Here is a 21,064-nt window from a genome sequence, read left to right on the forward strand (position 1 = left end):
CAAGCCTAGCACATCACGGCTGCCAGGCGGCGGCCGGGGCCGCCTGCTCGGCCTCCGCCGCGCTCGCCGCGTCCATCTCCGCCATCACCGCGCGCAGCGCCTCCTGCACGCCCTGGCCCGTGGCCGAGGACAGGATCAGCGGCGCGCGCTTGGCGGCGCGCTTGAGGCGGGCGACCTGCTCCTTCAGCGTCTCCGGGTCGAGGGCGTCGGCCTTGGAGAGGGCGACGATCTCGGGCTTGCCGGCGAGGTCGTGGCCGTAGGCCTCGATCTCGCCGCGCACGAGCTTGTAGGCCTTGCCGGCGTGCTCGCTCGTCCCCTCGACGAGGTGGAGCAGCACCCGGCAGCGCTCCACGTGCGCGAGGAAGCGGTCGCCGAGGCCGACGCCCTCGTGCGCCCCCTCGATCAGGCCCGGGATGTCGGCGAGCACGAACTCGCGCCCGTCCGCCCGCACCACGCCGAGGCCCGGGTGCAGCGTCGTGAAGGGGTAGTCGGCGATCTTCGGCTTGGCCGCCGTCACGGTGGCGAGGAAGGTCGACTTGCCGGCGTTCGGCAGGCCGACGAGGCCCGCATCCGCGATGAGCTTGAGGCGCAGCCAGATCCACTGCTCCTGCCCCTCGAGACCCGGGTTGGCGTGCTTGGGCGCCCGGTTCGTCGAGGTGGTGAAGTAGGCGTTGCCGAAGCCGCCGTTGCCGCCCTTGGCGAGGCGCACGCGCTGGCCGACCTCGGTCATGTCGGCGATCAGCGTCTCGCCGTCCTCGGCGAGCACCTGCGTCCCCGCCGGCACCTTCAGCACCACGTCGGAGCCCTTGGCGCCGTGGCGGTTCGAGCCCATGCCGTGCTCGCCCTTCCGAGCCTTGAAATGCTGCTGGTAGCGGTAGTCGATGAGCGTGTTCAGCCCCTCGACGCACTCGATCCAGACGTCGCCGCCCCGGCCGCCGTCGCCGCCGTTCGGGCCGCCGAACTCGATGAACTTCTCGCGCCGGAACGAGACGCAACCCGCGCCTCCGTCGCCGGAGCGGACATAGACCTTGGCTTCGTCGAGGAATTTCACGGCGTCGGGCTCGTCATCGGGTCGTCGCGCGCGGCCCCGGGCCGCGGGCGGATCTTCGCAAGGTGTGGATCGGGCGGCCCGGATGCCAGGACCGCCCGGCCCGCGTCAGGCATGCACCGCCAGGAGCACCGAGGTCTCCGGCACCACGGTGCCGGGGCCCGCCTGCCGGCGCTGCCAGGCCCTCCGGTCGAGGCGGAACCGGTCGACCATGAGGTCGCCGCCCCGCGCCGGGAAGGGCGCCAGCGCCCGCCCCTCGTGCGCGAAGCCGCATTTCTGCAGGACGCGCCGGGAGGCGACGTTCTCCACGCGCGCGGCCGAGGTCAGCACCTGGCCCGGCGTGTAGGCGAAGTAAGCCTCGACCATGGCGGCGACCGCCTCGGTGACGAGCCCGTTGCCCCAGTGGGGCGCGCCGAGCCAGTAGCCGAGATGCGGCCCGGCCGCGCCGGGGTCCGGCTCGATCGCCACGATGCCGATCAGACTCTGCGGGCGGCTTCGCGGCGCGATCCCCATGACAATGGAGCGCCCCTCGGTGTTCCCCCAGCGCGCCTTCACGATGAAGCCGTCGACGCTCGTCCGGTCGAGCGGGTACGGGATCCGGGCGGTCATCTCGGACACCGCCCGGTCGCCGGCGAGGGCGACGATCGCCTCGGCATCCGCGGCGCAGGGCCAGCGCAGCCACAGGCGCCGGGTCTCCAGGCGGAAGACGTCGTCGCGGGTCAGGTCGGGGAACATCGTCGCGGGCTCCGGTCGCGGGCGGCGAGAAAACCGCCTCAGGCCTTCGGACGAAGAAGGGGGAAGATGGCATCCCATCCTCCCCCGCGTTCCGTGTCCCGTGTCGCCCCTGTCGGGGCCTGCGAGGGAGCTTCGGGTCCGCCGGTTCGGTGTGGGACACCGGCGGGAAGCTCTCTCGTCCGTCGAGCTTGCCCGCCTACTCGGCCGCCTCTTGCACCGGTACGACCGCCACGAAGGCGCGGCCGCGCTTCGTCTCGAAGCGGACGCGGCCGTCGGTGAGGGCGAACAGGGTGTGGTCCTTGCCCATGCCGACGTTGGTGCCGGGGTGCCACTTGGTGCCGCGCTGCCGGACGATGATGTTGCCGGCGATGACGGCCTCCGAGCCGAACTTCTTGACGCCGAGGCGCCGGCCTTCCGAGTCGCGGCCGTTGCGGGACGAGCCGCCTGCTTTCTTGTGTGCCATGGATGAACTCCGAAATTCCTCAGTCGGGCGAGCGCGGGCTCAGCCCTGGCGCGATGCCGCTATCAGCCCTTGGCGCCTCAGCCCTTGGCGCTCTTGGCGCCGGCGTCGATGCCGGTGATCCGCACCACCGTGTGGTGCTGCCGGTGGCCGCGCTTGCGGCGCGAGTTCTGCCGGCGGCGCTTCTTGAAGGCGATCACCTTCTTGTCGCGGCCGTGGCCGACGATCTCGCCCGTGACGCTGATCCCCGACAGGAGCGGCGCGCCGACCTGGGTGGCATCCCCGTCGGTGAACAGCAGCACCTCGCCGAAGGTGACGCTGGAGCCGGCCTCGCCCTCGAGGCTGGCGACCGTGATGGTGTCGTTGGCGGCGACGCGGTACTGCTTGCCGCCGGTCTTGATGACTGCGAACATCGTTCTCTCTCGTGTTCCGATCGGCCTCCGGGGTCGCCCCCTGGACCGGCTTTTTATCAGTTCGTCCCGACCGGCAGGATGGCCCGCGGCGAAACGCGAAACGCGCGGACTCCTGCGAGGAAGCCGCGCGTGGTGCCGGGTGGATAGGCCGCGAAGGGGCGATTTGTCAACGCGCGGTCGGCTCTTCCCCGGCGAGGACGGCGTCCACGAGGTCGGGATCGCGCGCGATGACGGCGAGCAGGATGCGGGTCGCCGTGTCCGGCCGGTTCCGGCCCTGGTCCCAGTTCTGCACCGTGTCGAGCTCGAAGCCGAATCGCAGGGCGAACTCCGCCTGCGAGAGGTCGAGCTTGGCCCGCACCTCGCGGCTGCTGACCTCGGGCGTGCGCAGCGCGCGGGCGCGGACGCCGAGTTCGGCGAGGCGAACCACGAGGTCCTCCCGCGTCGCGCCCGGAACGCCGACGACGACGGCGCGGCCCTCCGCCAGCCGGTCGAGGAGGGCGTGCGCCCGCCGAAGCGAGAGTCCCTGATCCGTCAGCAGCCGCGCGACGTCGACGGGCCGCGCCACCTCGCCGTCCACCCTCAGCCGAAGGCGGGTGGGGGAATCGGAAGGGGCGCGGTCGCCGCCCGCGGGCTCGTCTCGTCGTGCGAGTGCTTCCCTCAACGACAATGCCCTGCGCATCGGCCTCGACCATCAGCTTGCGGGCGATCACGTTGAGGCCCCGGCGCCCGAGGGCACCGGGCGAGAGACCCTGCACGTGCGCCCGCTCGATCACGAGCCAGCCGTCGCGGAGCCGGACCTGCCCGAGGATATCGATCCGCTCGACGGGCGTCGCGACCGACACGAGCATCTCCGGCCCCTCGACGTCCGTGATCTCGACGATCACGTCGTCCTCTGTCCACATATACGCGATTCACGTACAGGCGAGAAGGGGCATCACTTCTTCATCAGCCCGCCGAGCACGTTGCGCAGGATCGCGTTGCCGACCTGCGTGCCCACCGAGCGGGCCATCGAGCGGGCGGCGTTGGAGACGACCTGCTCGGCGAGGCTCTGGGGCGGGCGGCGGCCTCCCCGGCCCTGCGGGGCCGGCTTCGAGCCGAGCACGCCGCCCAGCATCCCGCCGAGGCTGCCGAGGAGGCCGCCGAGCCCCCCCTCGGAGTCCTGCGCCGCCTCGGCGGGCGCCGCGTCGAGGCCCTTGCGCTTGGCGAGCATCTCGTAGGCGCTCTCGTTGTCGACGCTCTCGTCGTACTTGCCTCGCAGCGGGCTCTGCGCGATGAGCGCCGCGCGCTCGGCCGGGGTCAGCGGGCCGACGCGGCCCTGCGGCGGCGCGATCAGCGCGCGCTCCACCACCGAGGGGGTGCCCTTCGCCTCCAGGAAGCTCACCAGCGCCTCGCCGACGCCGAGCTCGGTGATCGCCTTGGCGACGTCGAAGCCCGGGTTCTGCCGGAAGGTCTCGGCGGCGGCGCGCACGGCGCGCTGGTCGCGGGGCGTGAAGGCGCGCAGCGCGTGCTGGACCCGGTTGCCGAGCTGGCCCAGCACCGTCTCCGGAACGTCGAGGGGGTTCTGCGTCACGAAGTAGACGCCCACGCCCTTCGATCGGATCAGGCGGACCACCTGCTCCACCGCGTCGAGCAGGGGCTTGGGCGCGTCGTTGAAGAGCAGGTGCGCCTCGTCGAAGAAGAAGACCAGCTTCGGCTTGTCGAGGTCGCCGACCTCGGGCAGCTCCTCGAACAGCTCCGAGAGCATCCACAGCAGGAAGGACGCGTAGAGCCGCGGCTTCTGCATCAGCTTGTCGGCGGCCAGGATGTTGACGAATCCGCGGCCCTCGCGGTCCGTGCGCATGAAGTCGGAGAGGTTCAGCGCCGGCTCGCCGAAGAATTTGTCCGCTCCCTGGTTCTCCAGCATCAGGAGCTGGCGCTGGATCGCGCCGACGCTCGCCGCCGAGACGTTCCCGTAGGTGCCCGAGATCTCCTTCAGGTTCTCGGACAGGAAGGTCAGGAGCGCGCGCAGGTCCTTGAGGTCGATGACCGGCCACTGGTTCTCGTCGGCCACCCGGAAGGCGATGTTGAGTACGCCCTCCTGGGTGTCGTTGAGTTCGAGGAGGCGGGCCAGCAGCAGCGGCCCCATCTCCATCACGGTGCAGCGGATCGGGTGGCCCTGCTCGCCGAACAGATCCCAGAACACGGTGGGGAAGCGGTCGGGCTCGTAGGGAATGCCGAGTTCCTCGGCGCGCTTCACGAAGGCGGGCTTGGCCTCGCCGGCCGCCGCGAGTCCCGAGAGGTCGCCCTTGATGTCGGCGGCGAAGACGGGGACGCCCGCGTTCGAGAAGCCCTCCGCCATCACCTGGAGGGTCACGGTCTTGCCCGTGCCCGTGGCGCCGGCCACGAGGCCGTGGCGGTTGGCGAGCCGGAGCGTCAGGCGCTCGGGCTTGCCGGAGCCGCCGGGCCCGCCGGCCGGGCTCCTGCCGATGAGAATCGTGCCGTCGTCCGTCATCGCGCCCTCGCCCGGTCGGTTGCGCCCAAGGTTATGCCGCCGGGGCCGCCCGTTTTCCAGATGCCCGGCGCGGCACCGCTTGATTTCGGCACGCCGAGGCCCGAAGGACGGTGGAGATCGTACCCTCAGGAGCCCGCCACGATGGAAGAACTGATTGCCCGCGTCACCGCCCGCACGGGCCTCGACGCCGCGACCGCGCAGACCGCAATCGGCCACATCCTCGCCTTCCTGCAGAAGGAGGGGCCGGCGGCCGAGGTGGGCCAGCTCATGGCGGCGATGCCGGGCTCGGAGGCGCTGGTCGCCGAATCCAACGGCGCCGAGAACGGCGGCGGCCTCATGGGCATGCTCGGCGGCATGATGGGCGGCGGCGTGATGGCGCTCGGCCAGAAGCTGATGTCGGCCGGCGTGCCGATGGGGCAGATGCAGCCCCTCGGCCAGGAACTCTTCGCCTACGGCCGCGAGAAGGCCGGCGAGGACGTGATGGGCCCGATCGTCGGCTCGATCCCCGGCCTCAACCAGTTCGTCTGAGCCTCCGGCGGGGAGCCGGCCCCGGCCCGGGCCGGCCCTTCGGCGGCTACGCACCGCCGGGCCCGGGCGCGCGCCGCGAGGGCCCTCGCCAAGTCCTTGATGCGAAAGGCGCGCGCCTGTCATAAAAGCGTGCGCGCTTCGTGGTGTTGTCGCATCCGCGAGGCCGGGGCCGTCCATCCCGAGGGGGTGGGCTCCGCGATCCCGAGGGCAGGCTGAACCATGGTCGCGAACTTCGCGCGCGGCGCTTCCGCGGCTTGGCTGAACGGCTGGGAGAAGGGGGTCAGCGGCCCCATCACCCGGCTCAAGCAGAAGAGCGCCGAGGCCGGCCTGCCGGGCTTCGGCGGCCGCAGCCTGATCCCGCCCGGTGCCACGCCGATCCGCTTCGGCGAGCGCTTCCGCGCACCGCTCGCGACGCCGGGCCTCGACCCGAGCCTCGGCCGCATCGGCAGCCTGGAGGTCCGCCTCGCCACCAAGAAGTCCGAGGTGCGCCGGGCCCAGCGCCTGCGCTTCCGCGTGTTCTACGAGGAGATGTCGGCGATCCCGAGCGGGATGGCGATGCTCTCGCGCCGGGACGTGGACGATTACGACGCGGTCTGCGACCACCTCCTCGTCATCGACCACGCGGCCACCGAGGCCAAGCCCTTCCGCAAGCCCCGCCCCAAGGTGGTGGGCACCTACCGCCTGCTCCGCCAGGACATCGCGGACCGGCATTTCGGCTTCTACACGGCGGGCGAGTACGACATCGCGCCGGTTCTGGCGGCCAATCCCGGCAAGCGCCTGCTCGAGCTCGGCCGCTCCTGCGTGCTCAAGCCCTACCGCACCAAGCGCACGGTCGAGCTGCTCTGGCACGGCATCTACGCCTACGTGCTGCATCACCGGATCGACGCGCTCCTCGGCTGCGCGAGCCTGGAGGGCACGGACCCGGAGCGCCTCGCGCTGCCCCTGAGCTTCCTGCACCACCACGCCCGCGCCGCGGAGGGCTGGTGCGCGCGGGCGCTCCCCGGCCGCTACGTGCGGATGAACCGGCTCGACCGCGAATCCGTCGACCTGAAGGCGGCGCTCCAGGCGCTGCCGCCGCTGATCAAGGGCTATCTGCGGGTGGGCGCGACCTTCGGCGACGGCGCCGTGGTCGATCGCCAGTTCGGGACCACGGACGTGTTCGTGGTCCTGCCGATCAGCGCGATCGCCTCGCGCTACCTCGGCCATTTCGGCCCGGCGGCGAACCGGCGGGCGGCCTGAGCCGCATCGCCCGGCGCGGTCCCGCGGAGCGGGCCTAGCCCGCCGCGTCGTCCTTCAGGGCGGCGAGGCCCTCCCGGTAGGTCGGGTAGCGCAGGGCGAGCCCGAGTTCCTCGCGCAGCAGCCGGTTCCGCACCCGCTTGTTCTCTCCGTAGAAGCTGCGCGCCATCGGGCTCAGCTCCGCCGTCTCGAAATCGACCGCCGGCGGCAGCGGCAGGCCGGCGAGCCGGGCCGCGTGCTCGGTGACCACCTGGGGCGGCGCCGGCTCGTCGTCGGTCACGTTGTAGACCGCCCCGTTGCGGGGCCGCTCCAGCGAGGCGGCCAGCGCCGCCGCGATGTCGTCCACGTGGATGCGGTTGAAGACCTGCCCGGCCTTGATGATGCGCTGCGCCTTGCCCTCGCGCAGCTTCACGAACGGGTTGCGGCCCGGCCCGTAGATCCCGGACAGGCGGAAGACCTGCACCGCCTTGCCCGTCTCGGCGCCGAGCGCCAGCCAGTCCCGCTCGACGGCGAGCCGCTCCCGGGAGCGGGCGCTGCGGGGCGTGGCCTCCGTCGTCTCGTCGATCCAGGCGCCGCCCTGGTCACCGTAGACGCCGATCGTCGAGAGGTAGCCGATCCAGCGGATCCGGCTCGCGCGGATCGCGTCGGCGTGGCGCGCCAGGGCGGTGTCGCCGTCGGGGCCGGGCGGGGCCGAGACGAGGAGGACGTCCGTGTCGGCGAGATCGGCGGCGATGCGCGGGTCGTCGGCGTCCGGCCCGAACACCCGCACGGGCAAGCCGGCCTCGGCCTCGATGGCGCGCGCCCGGTCCGGGTCGGTCACGGTCGCGCGGATGGCGGCGAAGCGGGACCGCTCGCGCTCCACGAATCGGCGGGCGCTGAAGCCGAGGCCGAACACGAACAGGTTCATGGGAGTGGGGTCTCCTCGTCCCGTGTCGCGAGCGCCGCCCGCCACTCGGCCAGCACGTGCGGGTCGGCCTCCCCGCGGCCCGAGCGGGCGTGGAGGTCCGCGCAGGCGTTCCTATCGAGGAGACGGCCGCAGGCCCAGACCGCCATGCCGCGCACGAGCGGCGCCGGATCGTCGAGGAGCCGCGCCGCCTCCGCGGCGAGCGCCCGGTCCCCCGAGTTGCCGATGGCGATGAGGACGTTGCGCAGGAAGCGGTCGCGCCCCGTGCGCTTCACCGGCGTGCCCGCGAACAGCCGGCGGAAGGCCGCGTCGTCGAGGCGGGCGAGATCGGCGAGCGGCGGCGCCGCGAGGTCGTCCCGCGCGGCGAGCCGGGTCGCGCGGGCATCCTGCGCGAACTTGTTCCAGGGGCAGATCGCGAGGCAGTCGTCGCAGCCGAAGACGCGGTTGCCCATCGGGGCCCGGAACTCGGCCGGGATCGGCCCCGCATGCTCGATTGTCAGGTAGGAGAGGCAGCGCCGCGCATCGAGCCGGAAGGGCTCCGGAAAGGCCGCGGTCGGGCAGATGTCGAGGCAGCGCCGGCAGGTGCCGCAATGCTCGGGTTCGGGCGCGTCGGGCTCCAGTTCGGCCGCGCTGTAGATCGCGCCGAGCAGCAGCCAGTTGCCGTGCTCGCGGGAGATCAGCACCGTGTGCTTGCCCTGCCAGCCGAGGCCGGCGGCCTCGGCGAGCGGCTTCTCCATCACCGGCGCGGTGTCGACGAACACCTTCACCGGCCGCCCCGATCGGGCGGCGAGCAGGCCGCCGAGCTCCTTCAGCTTGCCCTTGACGACCTCGTGGTAGTCGCGCCGCTGCGCGTAGGCCGCGATGGCGGCCCGGTCGCGCCGCGCGAGGAGGTCGAGCGGGTTCGTCCCGGGGGCGTAGCTCAGCCCCAGCATCACGACGCTGCGGACCTCCGGCCAGAGGCCGGCCGGCGCGGTCCGCTCGGCCGTGCGCTCCGCCATCCACGCCATCTCGCCGTGGGCGCCCGCGGCGAGCCAGGCCGACAGGCGCTCGGGCAGGCCGGGCACCGAATCGGGCCGGGCGACGCGCAGGGCGTCGAAGCCGAGGGAGCGGGCGCGCTCCTCGATGATGCGCCGGAGAGCGGGCGCGTCGGGGCTGGAGGTCCGTGGGACTGGCGCGGGCTTCAGAAATCCAGGTCCGCGTAGTGGTCGGCCGGCGCCATGCCCGGCACGCGGTCGGCCAGGAGCGTGCGGAAGGAGGGGCGCGACTTCAGCCGCGCGTACCAGTCCTTCGCGATCTCGCTCTCGTCCCATGGCACGTCGCCGAGGTAGTCCACGCAGCTCAGATGGGCGGCCGCCGCCAGATCCGCATAGGTCAGATGGTCGCCCGCGATCCAGCGCCGCCGCTCCATCAGGTAGCCAATATACTGGAGGTGGTAGCGGACGTTGATCCGCGCCGCGCGAATAGCGTTCATGTCCGGCGGGCCGCCGCCGTCGGCGCTCGTCATGAAGCGCTTCGAGATCTTCTCCGTCACGAGGTAGCCCGTCACCTCGGCGTAGAACTTCACGAGAAACCAGTCGAGCAGGCGCCGCACCTCGACCCGGTCCGGCGTGTGCTCGGGCAGGAGCCGGCGCCCGCTCAGGCCGAGGCCCCGCGTCTCGTCGAGATACTCGGCGATGATGCCGGCGCCCGGCACGGCGAGCCCGGTCTGCTCCACGAGCACCGGCGTCGTTCCGGCCGGGTTGATCAGTAGGAACGCCTCGCGCCGCTCCCAGGGCCGCTCCTCCACGAGGGTCGGTTCCATGCCCATCTCGGCGAGGACGAGGCGGATGAAGCGGGAGTTGGGGCAGAAGGATGAGTGGTGAAGCGTCGCCATCGAGGCCGAGATCGGTCGGGTGGGATGAGCCGGCGGGACGCGCCCAGCGCATGGCCCGGGCGGGCTGCGCGCGGGATGAGAGTTATTGCTCGATCGTTGCCGCCTCATTAACACGCTGAAGTCGCGCGGGTAACCGCCCATCAACCGTGACCGGCCAAGGCTGCCGGCCGGTGCGGTCCCGCGCCGAGAACCCGTCCGGCGAGACCCTTCAGGGGCGGCCCCATCCGAGAAGTCGAGGCGCGAGATGATGGATGCGACGAGCATCGCGAAGGCGGTCGTGCTCGCCGTCGTGGAGGGCGCGACCGAGTTCATCCCGGTCTCCTCCACCGGCCACCAGCTCCTCGTCGGGCACTTCATCGGCTTCCACTCGCCGAACAACACCTTCGAGGTGCTGATCCAGCTCGGCGCCATCCTCGCCATCCTGTCGGTCTATTTCAGCCGGCTGCTCAAGGTCGGCACGGCGCTGCCGCACGACCCCAAGGCGCGCCGATTCGTGATCGGGATCCTGATCGCCTTCCTGCCGGCCGCGATCATCGGCGGCATCTTCTCGAAGGCGATCAAGTACTACCTGTTCAACCCCTGGATCGTCTGCGCGACCCTGGTGGCCGGCGGCCTCGTCCTGCTCGTCCTCGACGACATGGACCTCGAGGTGAAGAAGACCGACGTCTACGACTTCACCCTGCCGATGGACCTCAAGATCGGCATCTTCCAGTGCCTCGCCATGATCCCCGGCGTCTCGCGCTCGGGCGCCACCATCGTGGGCGCGATGCTGATGGGCGCCGACAAGCGCTCGGCCACCGAGTTCTCGTTCTACCTCGCCATGCCGACCATGGCCGGCGCCTTCGCCAAGGACCTCCTCGACAACTACAAGAACCTGTCGAAGGACGATGCCGGCCTGATCATCATCGGCTTCGTCGTGGCCTTCTTCTCCGCCCTCTTCGTGGTGCGCACGGTGCTCGACTACGTCTCCCGGCACGGCTTCTGGCTGTTCGCGTGGTGGCGCATCATCGTCGGCTCGCTCGGCTTCGCGGGGCTGATCATCCTCGGCTGATCATCCTCGGCCGGGCCCGCATCCGACCTCATGGCGATTGCCTCGGCCGGCACGTCGTGCCAGGGCTCAAGCCGAGACTTGGCAGGATGACCCTGGCAGGATGACAAGGCGGGCAACCTGTCACGCCGCTGTCCCGGCCCGGGCCCCTGCCCCAGACCGCGCAGGGCCGAACGATGGAAGACAGACCGCTCGCCGACCTCTTCGAGCCCGCGACCCGCGAGGGCTGGCGCGGCCTCGTCGACGGCGTGCTGAAGGGGGCCGATTTCGAGAAGCGCCTCGTCTCGAAGACGGCCGACGGCATCCGCATCGAGCCGCTCTACGAGCCCGCCGAGGCCGCCCCGCAGCCGACCCGGGCGCCGGGCCCCTGGCGCGTCTCCATGCGCGTCGACCATCCCGATTCCGAATCGGCGGTCTCGCAGGCCCTCTCCGACCTCGAAGGCGGGGCCGATGCGCTCGCTCTCGTCTTCGCGGGAGCGCCCGCCGCACGCGGATTCGGCCTCACCGCCGTGAGCGTCGACCATCTCGATGCCTCTCTCAAGAACGTGATGCTCCCGCTCATCGCCCTGCGCCTCGACGCGGGCCCGCGCGGTCTCGAGGCGGCGGCCCTCGTCCGGCAGCTGGCCGAGCGGCGCGGCGACGCCCTGGCCGATCTCGACCTCGACCTCGGCATCGACCCGGTCGGCACGCTCGCCGCCACGGGCACCCTCGGCGCGGTCTGGGACTCGGTGGCGCCGAAGCTCGCTGAGACGCTGTCGGAGTTCGACGCCGCCGGCTTCCGGGGCCGCCTCGTCCTCGCGGACGGCCGTCCCTACCACGAGGCCGGCGCCAGCGAGGCCGCCGAGCTCGGCGCCGTGCTGGCGACCGCCGTCGCCTACCTGCGCGCCCTCGAAGCGGGCGGCCACGATCTCGACCGGGCTCGGGACGCCGTCGCCGTGCTCCTCGTGGCGGACGCCGACGAGTTCCTGACGATCGCGAAGTTCCGCGCGCTCCGCCGCCTCTGGGCCCGAGTCGAGGCGGCCTGCGGTCTCGACGCGAAGCCGCTGCGGGTCCACGCCGAGACGGCGTGGCGGAACATGACCCGCCGCGACCCCTTCGTGAACATCCTCCGCACGACCATGGCCTCGTTCTCGGCCGGGATCGGAGGCGCCGACACGGTCACAGCCCTGCCCTACACGCAGGCGCTCGGCCTGCCGGACGGCTTCGCCCGCCGGGTCGCCCGCAACAGCCAGATCGTCCTCCTCGAGGAGTCGAGCCTCGCCAAGGTCGCCGACCCGGCCGCCGGCGCCGGCGGCTTCGAGGCGCTGACCGCGGAACTGACCGAGGCCGCCTGGTCCGCCTTCCAGACGATCGAGCGCGAGGGCGGAATCGTCGCGAGCCTCAGCCTCGGCAAGCTCCAGGGGCGGATCGAGGAGACGCGCCAGACCCGCGCCCGCAACGTCGCGACGCGCCGCGAGGCGCTGACCGGCGCCACGGAATTTCCCTTCCTCGCCGAGAAGCCGGTGACCGTCCTCGACGTGGATCCGGTGGCGGCACCTCCTGCTTCGGGCTTCGGCTCAGGCGCGGCGGTCGCCTGCGAGGCGCTGCCCTCGATGCGGCTGGCCGAGCCCTACGAGGCGCTCCGGGACGCGTCCGACGCCTATCTCGCCCGGACCGGGCGGCGGCCTCGGGTGTTCCTGGCCAATCTCGGCCCGCTCGCGGCCTTCAACACCCGGGCGACCTTCGCCGCCAACGCCTTCGCGGCAGGCGGCATCGAGGCGCCGGGCAACCACGGCTTCACCGATCTCGACGAGCTTGCCGCCGCCTTCAAGGCGTCGGGGGCGGCGCTCGCCTGCATCTGCTCGTCGGACAAGGTCTACGAGGCGGAGGCCGTGCCCGCCGCCGAGGCCCTGGCGCGGGCCGGCGCGGGCACGATCTACGTGGCGGGCAAGCCGGCAGAACTCGCGGGGCCCCTGAACGCCGCGGGCGTGCACGCCTTCCTGCACGCGGGCTGCGATCTGCAGACTCTCCTGACCGAGGCCCTCAAGATCGGAACGCGTGCCTGAAGCTCGGCGGGAAACCTCTCGGACTCTGACGAGTTTCTGGAACGTTCAGTCGTCACGGCCGGACGCGCCGAGGCGTGCCGAACCGTGCTTTCGTCCAGGCACGCAGAACGGGCCGGCGCCCGCGCCGCCCTCGGGATACGAGGTACCATGAGAACAGCCATCATCGCCGCGGTCGCCCTCACCGTCGCGGCCGCCGGCATCGGCTCGGCCGAGGCCGCCCGCAAGAAGGTGCAGGTGCCCAACCGCTACGACGGGAGCTGGAGCATCGAGGTCATCACGCTCGACGGTCCCTGCGACCGGGCCTACCGCTACGGCGTCCAGATCGAACGCGGCGAGGCGCGCTACGCGGGCGCCGACTTCCACATCTCCGGGCGGGTGGCGCCGAACGGCGCGGTGCGGGCGATCATCTCGCGGGGCACCGACAGCGCCAGCGTCGTCGGCCGCCTGGCCCGCGCCGGGTACGGCAACGGGACCTGGACGACGAACGGCGGGATCGCTTGCCGCGGCCAGTGGAACGCAGAGCGGCGTGGCTGAAAACCGAGGCCGGCGAGAGAGTTAAGGAAGCGTTATTTCGGCCGCGGGCATCGCGTCACATGTGGTCGGCCGGCGACAGCAGCGGCGCAAACACGATTTTGGCCCCGGCTGGGCACGCGAAGCCCTGTTCGTGACGCAATCGTGCGGGAATACTGGCGACGGTCTGGTTCGCATCTCAGGCTCGTCCCCATGAAAGCACTTGTTCTCGGCCTCGTCGCAGCAGCCCTCGCATCGGCCACCTGTGCCGAGGCACGGCCGAATGCGCGGAGCCGTACCGACGCGGCGCAGGTTCTCACCCCGTTGGAAAAATCCGCGACGGATTGCTTCGCCGAGACCGTCATGGCGAACCCGGGAGCGATGAACTACGCGCGGGCCGGCCAGTGGTACAAGGCCGCCGGCGTGATCGGTTTCCTCTGCCGGCCCGAGGTCGATGCCATGACGGCGGCGCACGACCGCCTGTTCGGCCCGGGCAGCGGCGCGCGCTACTTCAAGAGCGCCTATGCCAAGCACCTCGACCGGGCTCTGGCGGAGCGCCTGCAGCCCTTCCTCGAGCGCAAGGCCGTGGCGAGCGCCGAGCCGCCCGCCGACCGGGGCGTGCCGGGCGAGACCGAGGCGCACTGAGCGCGCTCACCCGCTGAACCCATCGCGCCGTCGCTTCTTGTCCCGACGACGCGAGGATCGGCGATGACCTACGAACTGTATTACTGGCCCATGCTCCAGGGGCGCGGCGAGTTCGTCCGCCTCGCCCTGGAAGATGCCGGCGCTCCCTATATCGACGTCGCGCGCGGCGGCCCTGGAGACGAGGGAGACCCACCGGCGCTGGCCGCCCTCCTCCACGATCCGAGCCTCGGTCGGCCGCCCTTCGCGCTCCCCGCCCTGAGGGACGGCGATCTCGTCGTCGCGCAGACCGCAGCGATCCTGCTCTACCTCGGACCGCGCCTCGGCCTCGTCGGTCCGAGCGAGGCTGATCGGATCTGGACGCATCAGATCCAACTCACCATCGCCGACATGAGGGCGGAGGCGCACGACACGCACCATCCGGTCGCGGCAGCCCTCACCTACGAGGAGCAGAAGCCGGAGTCCGCGCGCCGCGCGGTGGATTTCCGCACGGAGCGCATCCCGAAATTCTTCGGATGGTTCGAGCGCGTTCTCGTACGCAACGACGGGCGCCACCTCGCCGGCCGAGTGGTCTCCTACGCCGACCTCTCCCTCTTCCAACTCGTCGCGGGCCTCCTCTACGCCTTCCCGAAGACCACCGAGGCAGCCCTGAAGAAACATCCATGCCTCGAAGCACTGCACCGTGCCGTGCCAGAGCGCCCGCGCCTCTCCGGCTACCTGACGAGTCCGCGCCGGATTCCCTTCAACGAGCAGGGCATTTTCCGCCGGTATCCCGAACTCGACGCCTGAGGCGGTCCGCCGGGCTCGTCACGCAGCGGCAGGAGCCCGGTCCGCCCGTGCCCTGTATGACAGCGCCTCGGCCAGGTGCGGGCGGCGCACCTGCGCCTCGCCGTCGAGGTCGGCGAGAGTCCGCGCGACCCGCAGCGTGCGGTGGAAGCCGCGGGCCGACAGGCGCATCGTCTCGGCCGCCGCGCGGATGAGCGCTGTGCCGTCCGCGTCCGGAGCCGCGACGGCCTCGATCACGGGCGCCGGGCAGGTCGCGTTGGTGGTGCCACCTGGCAGGCCGCGTTCCGCGTAGCGGGCGGTCTGCAGCGTCCTGGCCTCGGCGACCCGCCTCGCCACCTCGGTCGAGCCCTCGGCGGGCGGTGGCAGGATCAGATCGGCCGCCGTCACCGCCGCGACCTCCAGGCGAAGGTCGATCCGGTCGAGGAGCGGTCCGGAGATGCGGGCGCCGTACTGCGCCATGCAGCGCTCGTTCGGACCTCTCCGGCAGGCGAAACCCGGCTCCTGCGCCTGCCCGCACCGGCAGGGATTCATCGCGGCAATGAGCTGGAAGCGGGCCGGGTACGAGACCCTGTGGTTGGCCCGCGCGATCATCACCTCCCCGGTCTCCATGGGCTGGCGCAGGGCGTCGAGAGTCTGCGGGTTGAACTCCGGCAGTTCATCGAGGAACAGAACGCCGCCATGCGCGAGCGATATCTCGCCGGGCCGCGCCCCGATCCCGCCACCGACGAGGGCCGCCATGGTGGCCGAGTGGTGCGGCTGGCGGAACGGGCGTCGGTTCGAGAGCGAGCCGCCGCGCAACTCGCCCGCGACCGACTGGATCATCGACACGTCGAGGAGCTCCCGCGGCGAAAGCGGCGGCAGGATCGAGGGCAGGCGCGCGGCGAGCATCGACTTGCCGGCGCCGGGGGGCCCATTCATCAGGAGATTGTGACCGCCCGCGGCGGCGATCTCGAGGGCACGCTTCGCGCTCTCCTGGCCCTTGATGTCGCGCAGGTCGGGCATCGGGCCGGCCGATGCCGCAAAGGCCGGCTCCGGGCGGGCCATGACTTGGCTGCCCTTGAAGTGGTTGGCGAGCTGGATCAGCGAGCGGGGGGCGAGCACGTCGAGGTCGCCGCCGGCCCACGCCGCTTCTGGACCCGTCGCGGAAGGACAGATCAGGCCGAGAGCGCGCGCGTTCGCCGCCATCGCGGCCGGCAGGACGCCGTTGACCGCCGTGATGGACCCGTCCAGCGCGAGTTCCCCGAGCACGCAGTAGCCGGCGAGCGCATCCCCGGGCAGGGCGCCGATCGCCGCCATCACGCCGAGTGCGATCGGCAGGTCGTAGTGAGAGCCCTCCTTCGGCAGGTCCGCCGGGGCGAGATTGACCGTGATGCGCCTGGCTGGGAGAGCGAGGCCGGAGGCGATCAGCGCACCGCGGACCCGCTCCCGCGACTCGGCCACTGCCTTGTCGGGAAGGCCGACGATCGTGAAGCTGACCGATCCCGGTACGATCTGCACCTGCACGTCGACGGCGCGCGCCTCGATCCCTTCGAAGGCGACGGTTGCGACGCGGGTGACCATGGGCGGATGTCCTCGGGGAAGGACGCCGAGGGTAGGGACCGATCGTTGCAGACGCAACGAAGGAACCGAGGCTCATCCCGCCTTGTTCATCGCCCGCGAACCAGAAGAGGATCCCGCCATGCGTCCGATCACACTTACCCTCGCTGTCGCCCTCGCGACCGCCGCCTCCGGTGCCGCCCTCGCAGACGAGAAACTGCCGCCCGATCAACAGACCAAGGTCGAAGCCATGCTCAAGCAAGAGGGCTTCACCAAGTGGAAGGAGATCGAGCTGGACGACGGCATGATCGAGGTCGACGACGCGATCGACGCCAGCGGCAAGCAATTCGACCTGAAGCTCGACCCCAAGACCCTCGCCATCGTGAAGCGCGAGGCCGAGTGAGGCAGGCCCCGGGCGGCGCTTGCGTTCGCGGCGGCGCCCGGCCATATAGGCGGCGGGAGGTTGGTGAGGGACGTTTCACTCGCCAACCGGGTCAGGTCCGGAAGGAAGCAGCCCTAACGAGACCGAGCGGGTCTTTGTCAGCCTCCCACCCGTTCCCACCGTCCGTGCGTCGCGGGAAGCCGTGACCGGCCGGTCAGCAGCACCCAGCCAGACCGCATGGACGTGAGCACCGGCACGCAGGACGACGAGCCGGGTCTCCCGGGCTTCCCGGCGGCCTCCCCCTACCGGGTGCTCGCGCGCAAGTACCGACCCCAGACCTTCGACGACCTGATCGGCCAGGGCGCCATGGTGCGCACGCTGGCGAACGCCTTCGCGGCCAAGCGCATCCCGCAAGCCTGGATGCTCACGGGCGTGCGCGGCGTCGGCAAGACGACGACGGCACGCATCCTCGCCCGCGGCCTGAACTATGCGCGCGCCGGCGAGGCGGAGGCGGGCCCGACCATCGCGATGCCGGAACTTGGGCTGCACTGCCAAGCCATCATGGAATCCCGGCACATGGACGTGCTGGAGATGGATGCCGCCTCGCACACGGGCATCGACGACGTGCGCGGCATCATCGACGGGATCCGCTACGCGCCCGTCTCTGCCCGCTACAAGGTCTACATCGTCGACGAGGTCCACATGCTCTCGGAGAAGGCGTTCAACGCCTTCCTGAAGACGCTGGAGGAGCCGCCGCCCCACGCCAAGTTCGTCTTCGCGACGACCGAGATCCGCAAGGTTCCGGTCACGATCCTGTCGCGCTGCCAGCGCTTCGACCTGCGGCGCATCGAGGCCGAGACCCTCTCCACGCATCTCGCCCGGATCTGCGCCGCCGAGGGTGTCGACGCCGAGGCCGAGGCGCTCGCGGCGATCACCCGCGCGGCGGAAGGGTCGGTGCGCGACGCGCTCTCGCTCCTCGATCAGGCCATCGCGCACGGGGCGGGCCAGGTGACGGCGGCCGGCGTGCGCGACATGCTCGGCCTCGCCGACCGCGGGCGCATCGTCGATCTGTTCGAGGCGGTGATGCGGGGCGACATCCCCGCGACCTTCGCGGAACTGCGCGGCCAGTACGAGGCGGGTGCGGACCCTGCCGTGGTTCTGTCGGATCTCGCCGGTTTCACGCACCTCGTCACCCGCCTGAAGCTCGTTCCCGAGGAGGCCGGCGCCGATCCGACCCTGAGCGAGGTGGAGCGCCGGCGCGGCAGCGAGTTCGCGGGCAAGCTCTCGGTGCGCGCGCTCTCGCGCGCCTGGCAGATCCTGCTGAAGGCGGTCCCCGAGGTGCAGGCCGCGAGCCGCGCGCTCGCAGCAGCCGAGATGGCGCTTGTCCGGCTGGCCTACGCGGCCGATCTGCCGACACCCGACGAGGCCCTGCGCCAGCTCAAGGCCGGTGAAATCGGACGTCAGAACCCGGCCGCCTCGCCGCCCCCGGCGCCGCCCCCTGCCCCGACCTTCGCGCAGGCGGTCGGGGCCGAGATGCCCCCTCGCCCCGCGCTCGCGGCGAACCCTGCACCGGCGGCGCCAGCCGGACCGCGCCTCGCCCGCTTCGAGGACGTGGTGGCCCTGGCCGGAGAGCGGCGCGACATCGCCCTTCAGAGCGCCCTCCAGCGCGACGTGCACCTCGTCCGCTTCGAGGAGGGCCGGATCGAGTTCCGACTCGCGGAAGGCGCGCGCCAGACCATTCCCAACGATCTCGCCCGCGCGCTCGACGAGTGGACCGGCCGGCGCTGGATCGTCGCTCTCTCGAAGGAGGACGGCGGCCCGACGCTCGACGCCCGCGCCAAGGCGGCCACCGAGAGCCGCCACCAGAACGCGGCGGCCCACCCGCTCGTGCGGGAAGTATTGTCCCGCTTCCCCGGCTCCCAGATCGTGGACGTCCGTGAGAAGGCTCAGGACGAAGCGGCAACCGCCGAAGCCGAGATCCTCGGGACCGAGGACGCCGCCCGGGCCGAGTCCGGCGACGACGAGCCGTAGCCGCGGCAAGCCCGCGCGCCTACATCTTCAGCTACCGCCACTCGAACCGGGACCGATCCGATGCGCGACCTGATGGGCATCATGAAGCAGGCGCAGGCCATGCAGGAGAAGATGGCCAACCTGCAGACCGAGCTCGACGCGGTCGAGGTCACGGGCGCCTCCGGCGGCGGCGCCGTGCGCGTGACGATGACGGCCAAGGGCCTCGTCAAGGGTGTCACGATCGACCCGACCCTGATGGTCGCCGACGAGCGCGAGATCCTGGAGGATCTCGTCGTCGCCGCGGTCAACGACGCGCGTGGAAAGGCCGAGCAGACCGCGCAGGAACGCATGGCCGAGCTCACCAAGGGCCTTCCGCTGCCGCCGGGAATGAACCTCCCCTTCTGAGGTCCGCGCCGGCGAAGCCCGGTGCCGGCGAATTGGTACGCGGCGGCTTTCCGGCGGATAGTTCCGCCCGGAGTCTGCTGATTCGCTCATGTCCGATGCCCGCCAATTCACTTCTCCGTCGGGCGCGGGCCCGGATTCGACTCCTCCGCGCGCCTTCAATCTCGCGCCGCTCGTCGCGGGCTTCCTGCTGCTTGTTGCCGTCGTCGCGGCGACCGGCGGCCTCACCGCCATGCAGCGGGGCAACGTCGCGGATACCCGGCAAACGGTGGAGCTCCGCGCCTCCGTGGCGCGGCTGTTCTCGATGCTTCAGGACGCGGAGACGAGCCAGCGCGGCTACCTTCTGACCGGCGAGGACGCCTATCTGGCACCCTTTCGAGAGACCGAGGGCCGCATCACCGCGGCTCTCGATCGGCTCGCCGACGCGGTTGCGGCCGAGCTCGAAGCCGGTGCGGCGCTCGCCAAGCTCCGCGCCGTGACCGGCGACAAGCTGGCCGAGTTGCGCCGCACGATCGATCTGCACCGCTCGGGCGAGAGCGAGGCGAGCCTCGCCGTGGTCCGCTCGGGCGAGGGCAAGCGCCTGATGGACCGGGTCCGTGCGATCGTGGAGGCGCTCGAGGCGGATATCGATGCGCGCCTGCGGGCCCGTCAGGACACCTCGTCCACGACGGCTCGCTCGCTGCAGATCGCCATCGGTGCCGCCGTGCTGCTGGCCGTCTCTCTCGCCGCCTACGCGGTGTTCGAAGCCGCGACGCGCAACCGCCGCATCGCTGCCGCGCACGCGGATCTTGCCAGCGCGCACGCAGCGCTGCTGCGTGCCTCAGCGGCCCGCGAGCGGCTGGAGGACCAGCTCCGCCAATCCCAGAAGATGGAGGCGATGGGTCAGCTCACCGGCGGTCTCGCGCACGATTTCAACAACATGCTGGCGATCATCATGGGCAACCTGAACCTGATGAAGCGTCGAATCGAGCGCGGCGAGGCCCGGCTCGATGCGTATGTCCAGCAGGCTCTCGATGCCGGAGCGCGGGCGGCAACCCTGACTCACCGCCTTCTCGCCTTCGCCCGCAAACAGCCGCTGACGCCGGAGCCGATCGATTGCAACCGGCTCGTTCCCGGCATGTCGGAGATCCTGCGGCGGACGCTCGGCGAGCGGGTGCGCGTGGAGACCGTGCTGGCCGGCGGCCTCTGGACCACCAGGGCCGACGCGAACCAGCTTGAGAACGCCCTCCTCAACCTCGCAGTGAACGCGCGGGACGCGATGCCCGACGGCGGGTGCCTGACGATCGAGACGGCCAACGCCCATCTCGACGACGCCTACGCGGAGGTGCATCCCGGCATCCCGGCGGGACAGTACGTGCTGATCGTCATCACGGACACCGGGACCGGTATGAGCCCCGAGGTCGCTGCCCGGGCCTTCGACCCCTTCTTCACCACGAAATCCGTCGGTCAGGGAACCGGCCTCGGCCTCAGCCAGGTCTACGGCTTCGTCAGGCAATCCGGCGGCCACGTGAAAATCTACTCCGAGCCGCAGCGCGGCACGTCGGTGAAGATCTACCTGCCGCGCGTCGTCGGCGCCGAGATCGCGGCGGCCGGGCCTGCAGATATCGCCATCCCCGAGGGCGACCCCGGTCAGATCATCCTCGTGGTCGAGGACGAGGACGGCGTGCGCCGCATGGCGGTCGAGGCCCTGCGGGACCTGCGCTACACCGTGATTCACGCCGCGGGCGGGGCTCAAGCCCTGAGGATCCTGGACAATCATCCGGGCGTGGCGCTGCTCTTCACGGACGTGGTGATGCCGGAGATGAGCGGCCGGGAACTCGCGGACGCGGCCCGCGAACGGCACCCGAACCTGCGAGTCCTCTTCACGACCGGCTACACGCGCAACGCCATCGTCCACAACGGTATCGTGGACGCCGACGTGCAACTCCTCGGCAAGCCCTACACGCTGGAGCAACTCGCCCGGAAGGTGCGCCAGGTCATCGCCGCGAAGCCGGCGTGAGGGCGCTCATCCCGGG

General features: G+C 71.5%; 21 protein-coding genes and 1 other RNA gene. 12 read left to right on the forward strand and 10 right to left on the reverse strand.

Annotated features, from left to right (window positions below):
• Positions 1-13 precede the first annotated feature (13 nt).
• The 6 genes from obgE to MOX02_RS18200 all read right to left on the reverse strand — a co-directional run bounded on the left by obgE (position 14) and on the right by MOX02_RS18200 (position 5,147).
• The gene (gene obgE / locus MOX02_RS18175) at positions 14-1,051 is read right to left on the reverse strand and encodes a GTPase ObgE (protein WP_147027211.1); all 1,038 of its coding nucleotides are present in this window, start codon (positions 1,049-1,051) and stop codon (positions 14-16) included.
• A gap of 105 nt (positions 1,052-1,156) precedes the next feature.
• Entirely contained in the window at positions 1,157-1,783 is a 627-nt protein-coding gene (locus MOX02_RS18180) for a GNAT family N-acetyltransferase (RefSeq protein WP_147027212.1), read from the reverse strand.
• Positions 1,784-1,979: 196 nt separating this feature from the next.
• Positions 1,980-2,246, reverse strand: coding sequence for a 50S ribosomal protein L27 (rpmA, locus tag MOX02_RS18185; RefSeq protein WP_147027213.1), 267 nt, complete (start codon positions 2,244-2,246; stop codon positions 1,980-1,982).
• A gap of 77 nt (positions 2,247-2,323) precedes the next feature.
• Entirely contained in the window at positions 2,324-2,656 is a 333-nt protein-coding gene (rplU, locus tag MOX02_RS18190) for a 50S ribosomal protein L21 (RefSeq protein ID WP_147027214.1), read from the reverse strand.
• 166 nt (positions 2,657-2,822) lie between these two features.
• Positions 2,823-3,221 (reverse strand): helix-turn-helix domain-containing protein, encoded by a 399-nt coding sequence (locus MOX02_RS18195; protein WP_147027215.1) that lies wholly within the window; start codon positions 3,219-3,221, stop codon positions 2,823-2,825.
• Positions 3,222-3,590: 369 nt separating this feature from the next.
• Positions 3,591-5,147 (reverse strand): helicase HerA-like domain-containing protein, encoded by a 1,557-nt coding sequence (locus MOX02_RS18200; protein ID WP_147027216.1) that lies wholly within the window; start codon positions 5,145-5,147, stop codon positions 3,591-3,593.
• A 141-nt stretch (positions 5,148-5,288) separates the two neighbouring features.
• On the opposite strand from MOX02_RS18200, the gene MOX02_RS18205 reads away from it, so the two are divergent.
• Positions 5,289-5,675, forward strand: coding sequence for a DUF2267 domain-containing protein (locus MOX02_RS18205; RefSeq protein WP_147027217.1), 387 nt, complete (start codon positions 5,289-5,291; stop codon positions 5,673-5,675).
• Positions 5,676-5,894: 219 nt separating this feature from the next.
• Complete coding sequence (olsB, locus tag MOX02_RS18210) at positions 5,895-6,914, forward strand: l-ornithine N(alpha)-acyltransferase (protein ID WP_147027218.1); 1,020 nt, start codon at positions 5,895-5,897, stop codon at positions 6,912-6,914.
• A 34-nt stretch (positions 6,915-6,948) separates the two neighbouring features.
• On the opposite strand, the gene MOX02_RS18215 is transcribed toward olsB, so the two are convergent.
• From MOX02_RS18215 to MOX02_RS18225, 3 genes are read right to left on the reverse strand one after another with little or no spacing between them, the layout of a single operon-like run.
• Positions 6,949-7,818 carry an SDR family oxidoreductase gene (locus MOX02_RS18215; protein WP_147027219.1) on the reverse strand — a complete coding sequence of 290 codons (870 nt, stop codon included), beginning with the start codon at positions 7,816-7,818 and terminating at the stop codon, positions 6,949-6,951.
• Positions 7,815-8,939, reverse strand: a complete 1,125-nt coding sequence (gene queG / locus MOX02_RS18220) for a tRNA epoxyqueuosine(34) reductase QueG (protein WP_283207464.1) — start codon at positions 8,937-8,939, stop codon at positions 7,815-7,817. The genes MOX02_RS18215 and queG overlap by 4 nt, the downstream gene beginning before the upstream one ends.
• 56 nt (positions 8,940-8,995) lie before the next feature.
• Positions 8,996-9,688 carry a glutathione S-transferase family protein gene (locus MOX02_RS18225; protein ID WP_147027220.1) on the reverse strand — a complete coding sequence of 231 codons (693 nt, stop codon included), beginning with the start codon at positions 9,686-9,688 and terminating at the stop codon, positions 8,996-8,998.
• Between the two features lie 247 nt (positions 9,689-9,935).
• Between MOX02_RS18225 and MOX02_RS18230 the strand changes: the two genes are divergently transcribed.
• The 5 genes from MOX02_RS18230 (at position 9,936) to MOX02_RS18250 (ending at position 14,722) form a co-directional block, all read left to right on the forward strand.
• Positions 9,936-10,739: an undecaprenyl-diphosphate phosphatase gene (locus tag MOX02_RS18230; RefSeq protein ID WP_147027250.1), complete on the forward strand. Its 804-nt coding sequence runs from the start codon at positions 9,936-9,938 to the stop codon at positions 10,737-10,739.
• Positions 10,740-10,912: 173 nt separating this feature from the next.
• On the forward strand, positions 10,913-12,781 hold the full coding sequence (locus tag MOX02_RS18235) for a methylmalonyl-CoA mutase subunit beta (RefSeq protein ID WP_147027221.1): 1,869 nt from the start codon (positions 10,913-10,915) through the stop codon (positions 12,779-12,781).
• A gap of 147 nt (positions 12,782-12,928) precedes the next feature.
• The gene (locus MOX02_RS18240) at positions 12,929-13,315 is read left to right on the forward strand and encodes a hypothetical protein (RefSeq protein ID WP_147027222.1); all 387 of its coding nucleotides are present in this window, start codon (positions 12,929-12,931) and stop codon (positions 13,313-13,315) included.
• A gap of 189 nt (positions 13,316-13,504) precedes the next feature.
• The gene (locus tag MOX02_RS18245) at positions 13,505-13,936 is read left to right on the forward strand and encodes a hypothetical protein (protein WP_147027223.1); all 432 of its coding nucleotides are present in this window, start codon (positions 13,505-13,507) and stop codon (positions 13,934-13,936) included.
• A gap of 63 nt (positions 13,937-13,999) precedes the next feature.
• Positions 14,000-14,722, forward strand: coding sequence for a glutathione S-transferase (locus MOX02_RS18250; protein ID WP_147027224.1), 723 nt, complete (start codon positions 14,000-14,002; stop codon positions 14,720-14,722).
• Positions 14,723-14,740: 18 nt separating this feature from the next.
• On the opposite strand, the gene MOX02_RS18255 is transcribed toward MOX02_RS18250, so the two are convergent.
• On the reverse strand, positions 14,741-16,279 hold the full coding sequence (locus MOX02_RS18255) for a YifB family Mg chelatase-like AAA ATPase (RefSeq protein ID WP_147027225.1): 1,539 nt from the start codon (positions 16,277-16,279) through the stop codon (positions 14,741-14,743).
• Positions 16,280-16,397: 118 nt separating this feature from the next.
• Here MOX02_RS18255 and MOX02_RS18260 point away from each other — a divergent pair, with 118 nt between their 5' ends.
• From MOX02_RS18260 to MOX02_RS18280, 5 genes are all read left to right on the forward strand, one after another.
• Entirely contained in the window at positions 16,398-16,658 is a 261-nt protein-coding gene (locus MOX02_RS18260) for a PepSY domain-containing protein (RefSeq protein WP_147027251.1), read from the forward strand.
• A gap of 54 nt (positions 16,659-16,712) precedes the next feature.
• An RNA gene (gene ffs, locus MOX02_RS18265) (signal recognition particle sRNA small type) lies at positions 16,713-16,808 on the forward strand.
• 66 nt (positions 16,809-16,874) lie between these two features.
• Positions 16,875-18,668 carry a DNA polymerase III subunit gamma/tau gene (locus MOX02_RS18270; protein ID WP_147027226.1) on the forward strand — a complete coding sequence of 598 codons (1,794 nt, stop codon included), beginning with the start codon at positions 16,875-16,877 and terminating at the stop codon, positions 18,666-18,668.
• A 60-nt stretch (positions 18,669-18,728) separates the two neighbouring features.
• Positions 18,729-19,052 (forward strand): YbaB/EbfC family nucleoid-associated protein, encoded by a 324-nt coding sequence (locus MOX02_RS18275; protein ID WP_147027227.1) that lies wholly within the window; start codon positions 18,729-18,731, stop codon positions 19,050-19,052.
• Between the two features lie 88 nt (positions 19,053-19,140).
• Positions 19,141-21,048: a CHASE3 domain-containing protein gene (locus MOX02_RS18280; protein ID WP_147027228.1), complete on the forward strand. Its 1,908-nt coding sequence runs from the start codon at positions 19,141-19,143 to the stop codon at positions 21,046-21,048.
• The last annotated feature ends 16 nt before the right edge of the window (positions 21,049-21,064 follow it).

The organism is Methylobacterium oxalidis, from assembly GCF_007992195.1.
Taxonomy (GTDB): Bacteria; Pseudomonadota; Alphaproteobacteria; order Rhizobiales; family Beijerinckiaceae; genus Methylobacterium; species Methylobacterium oxalidis.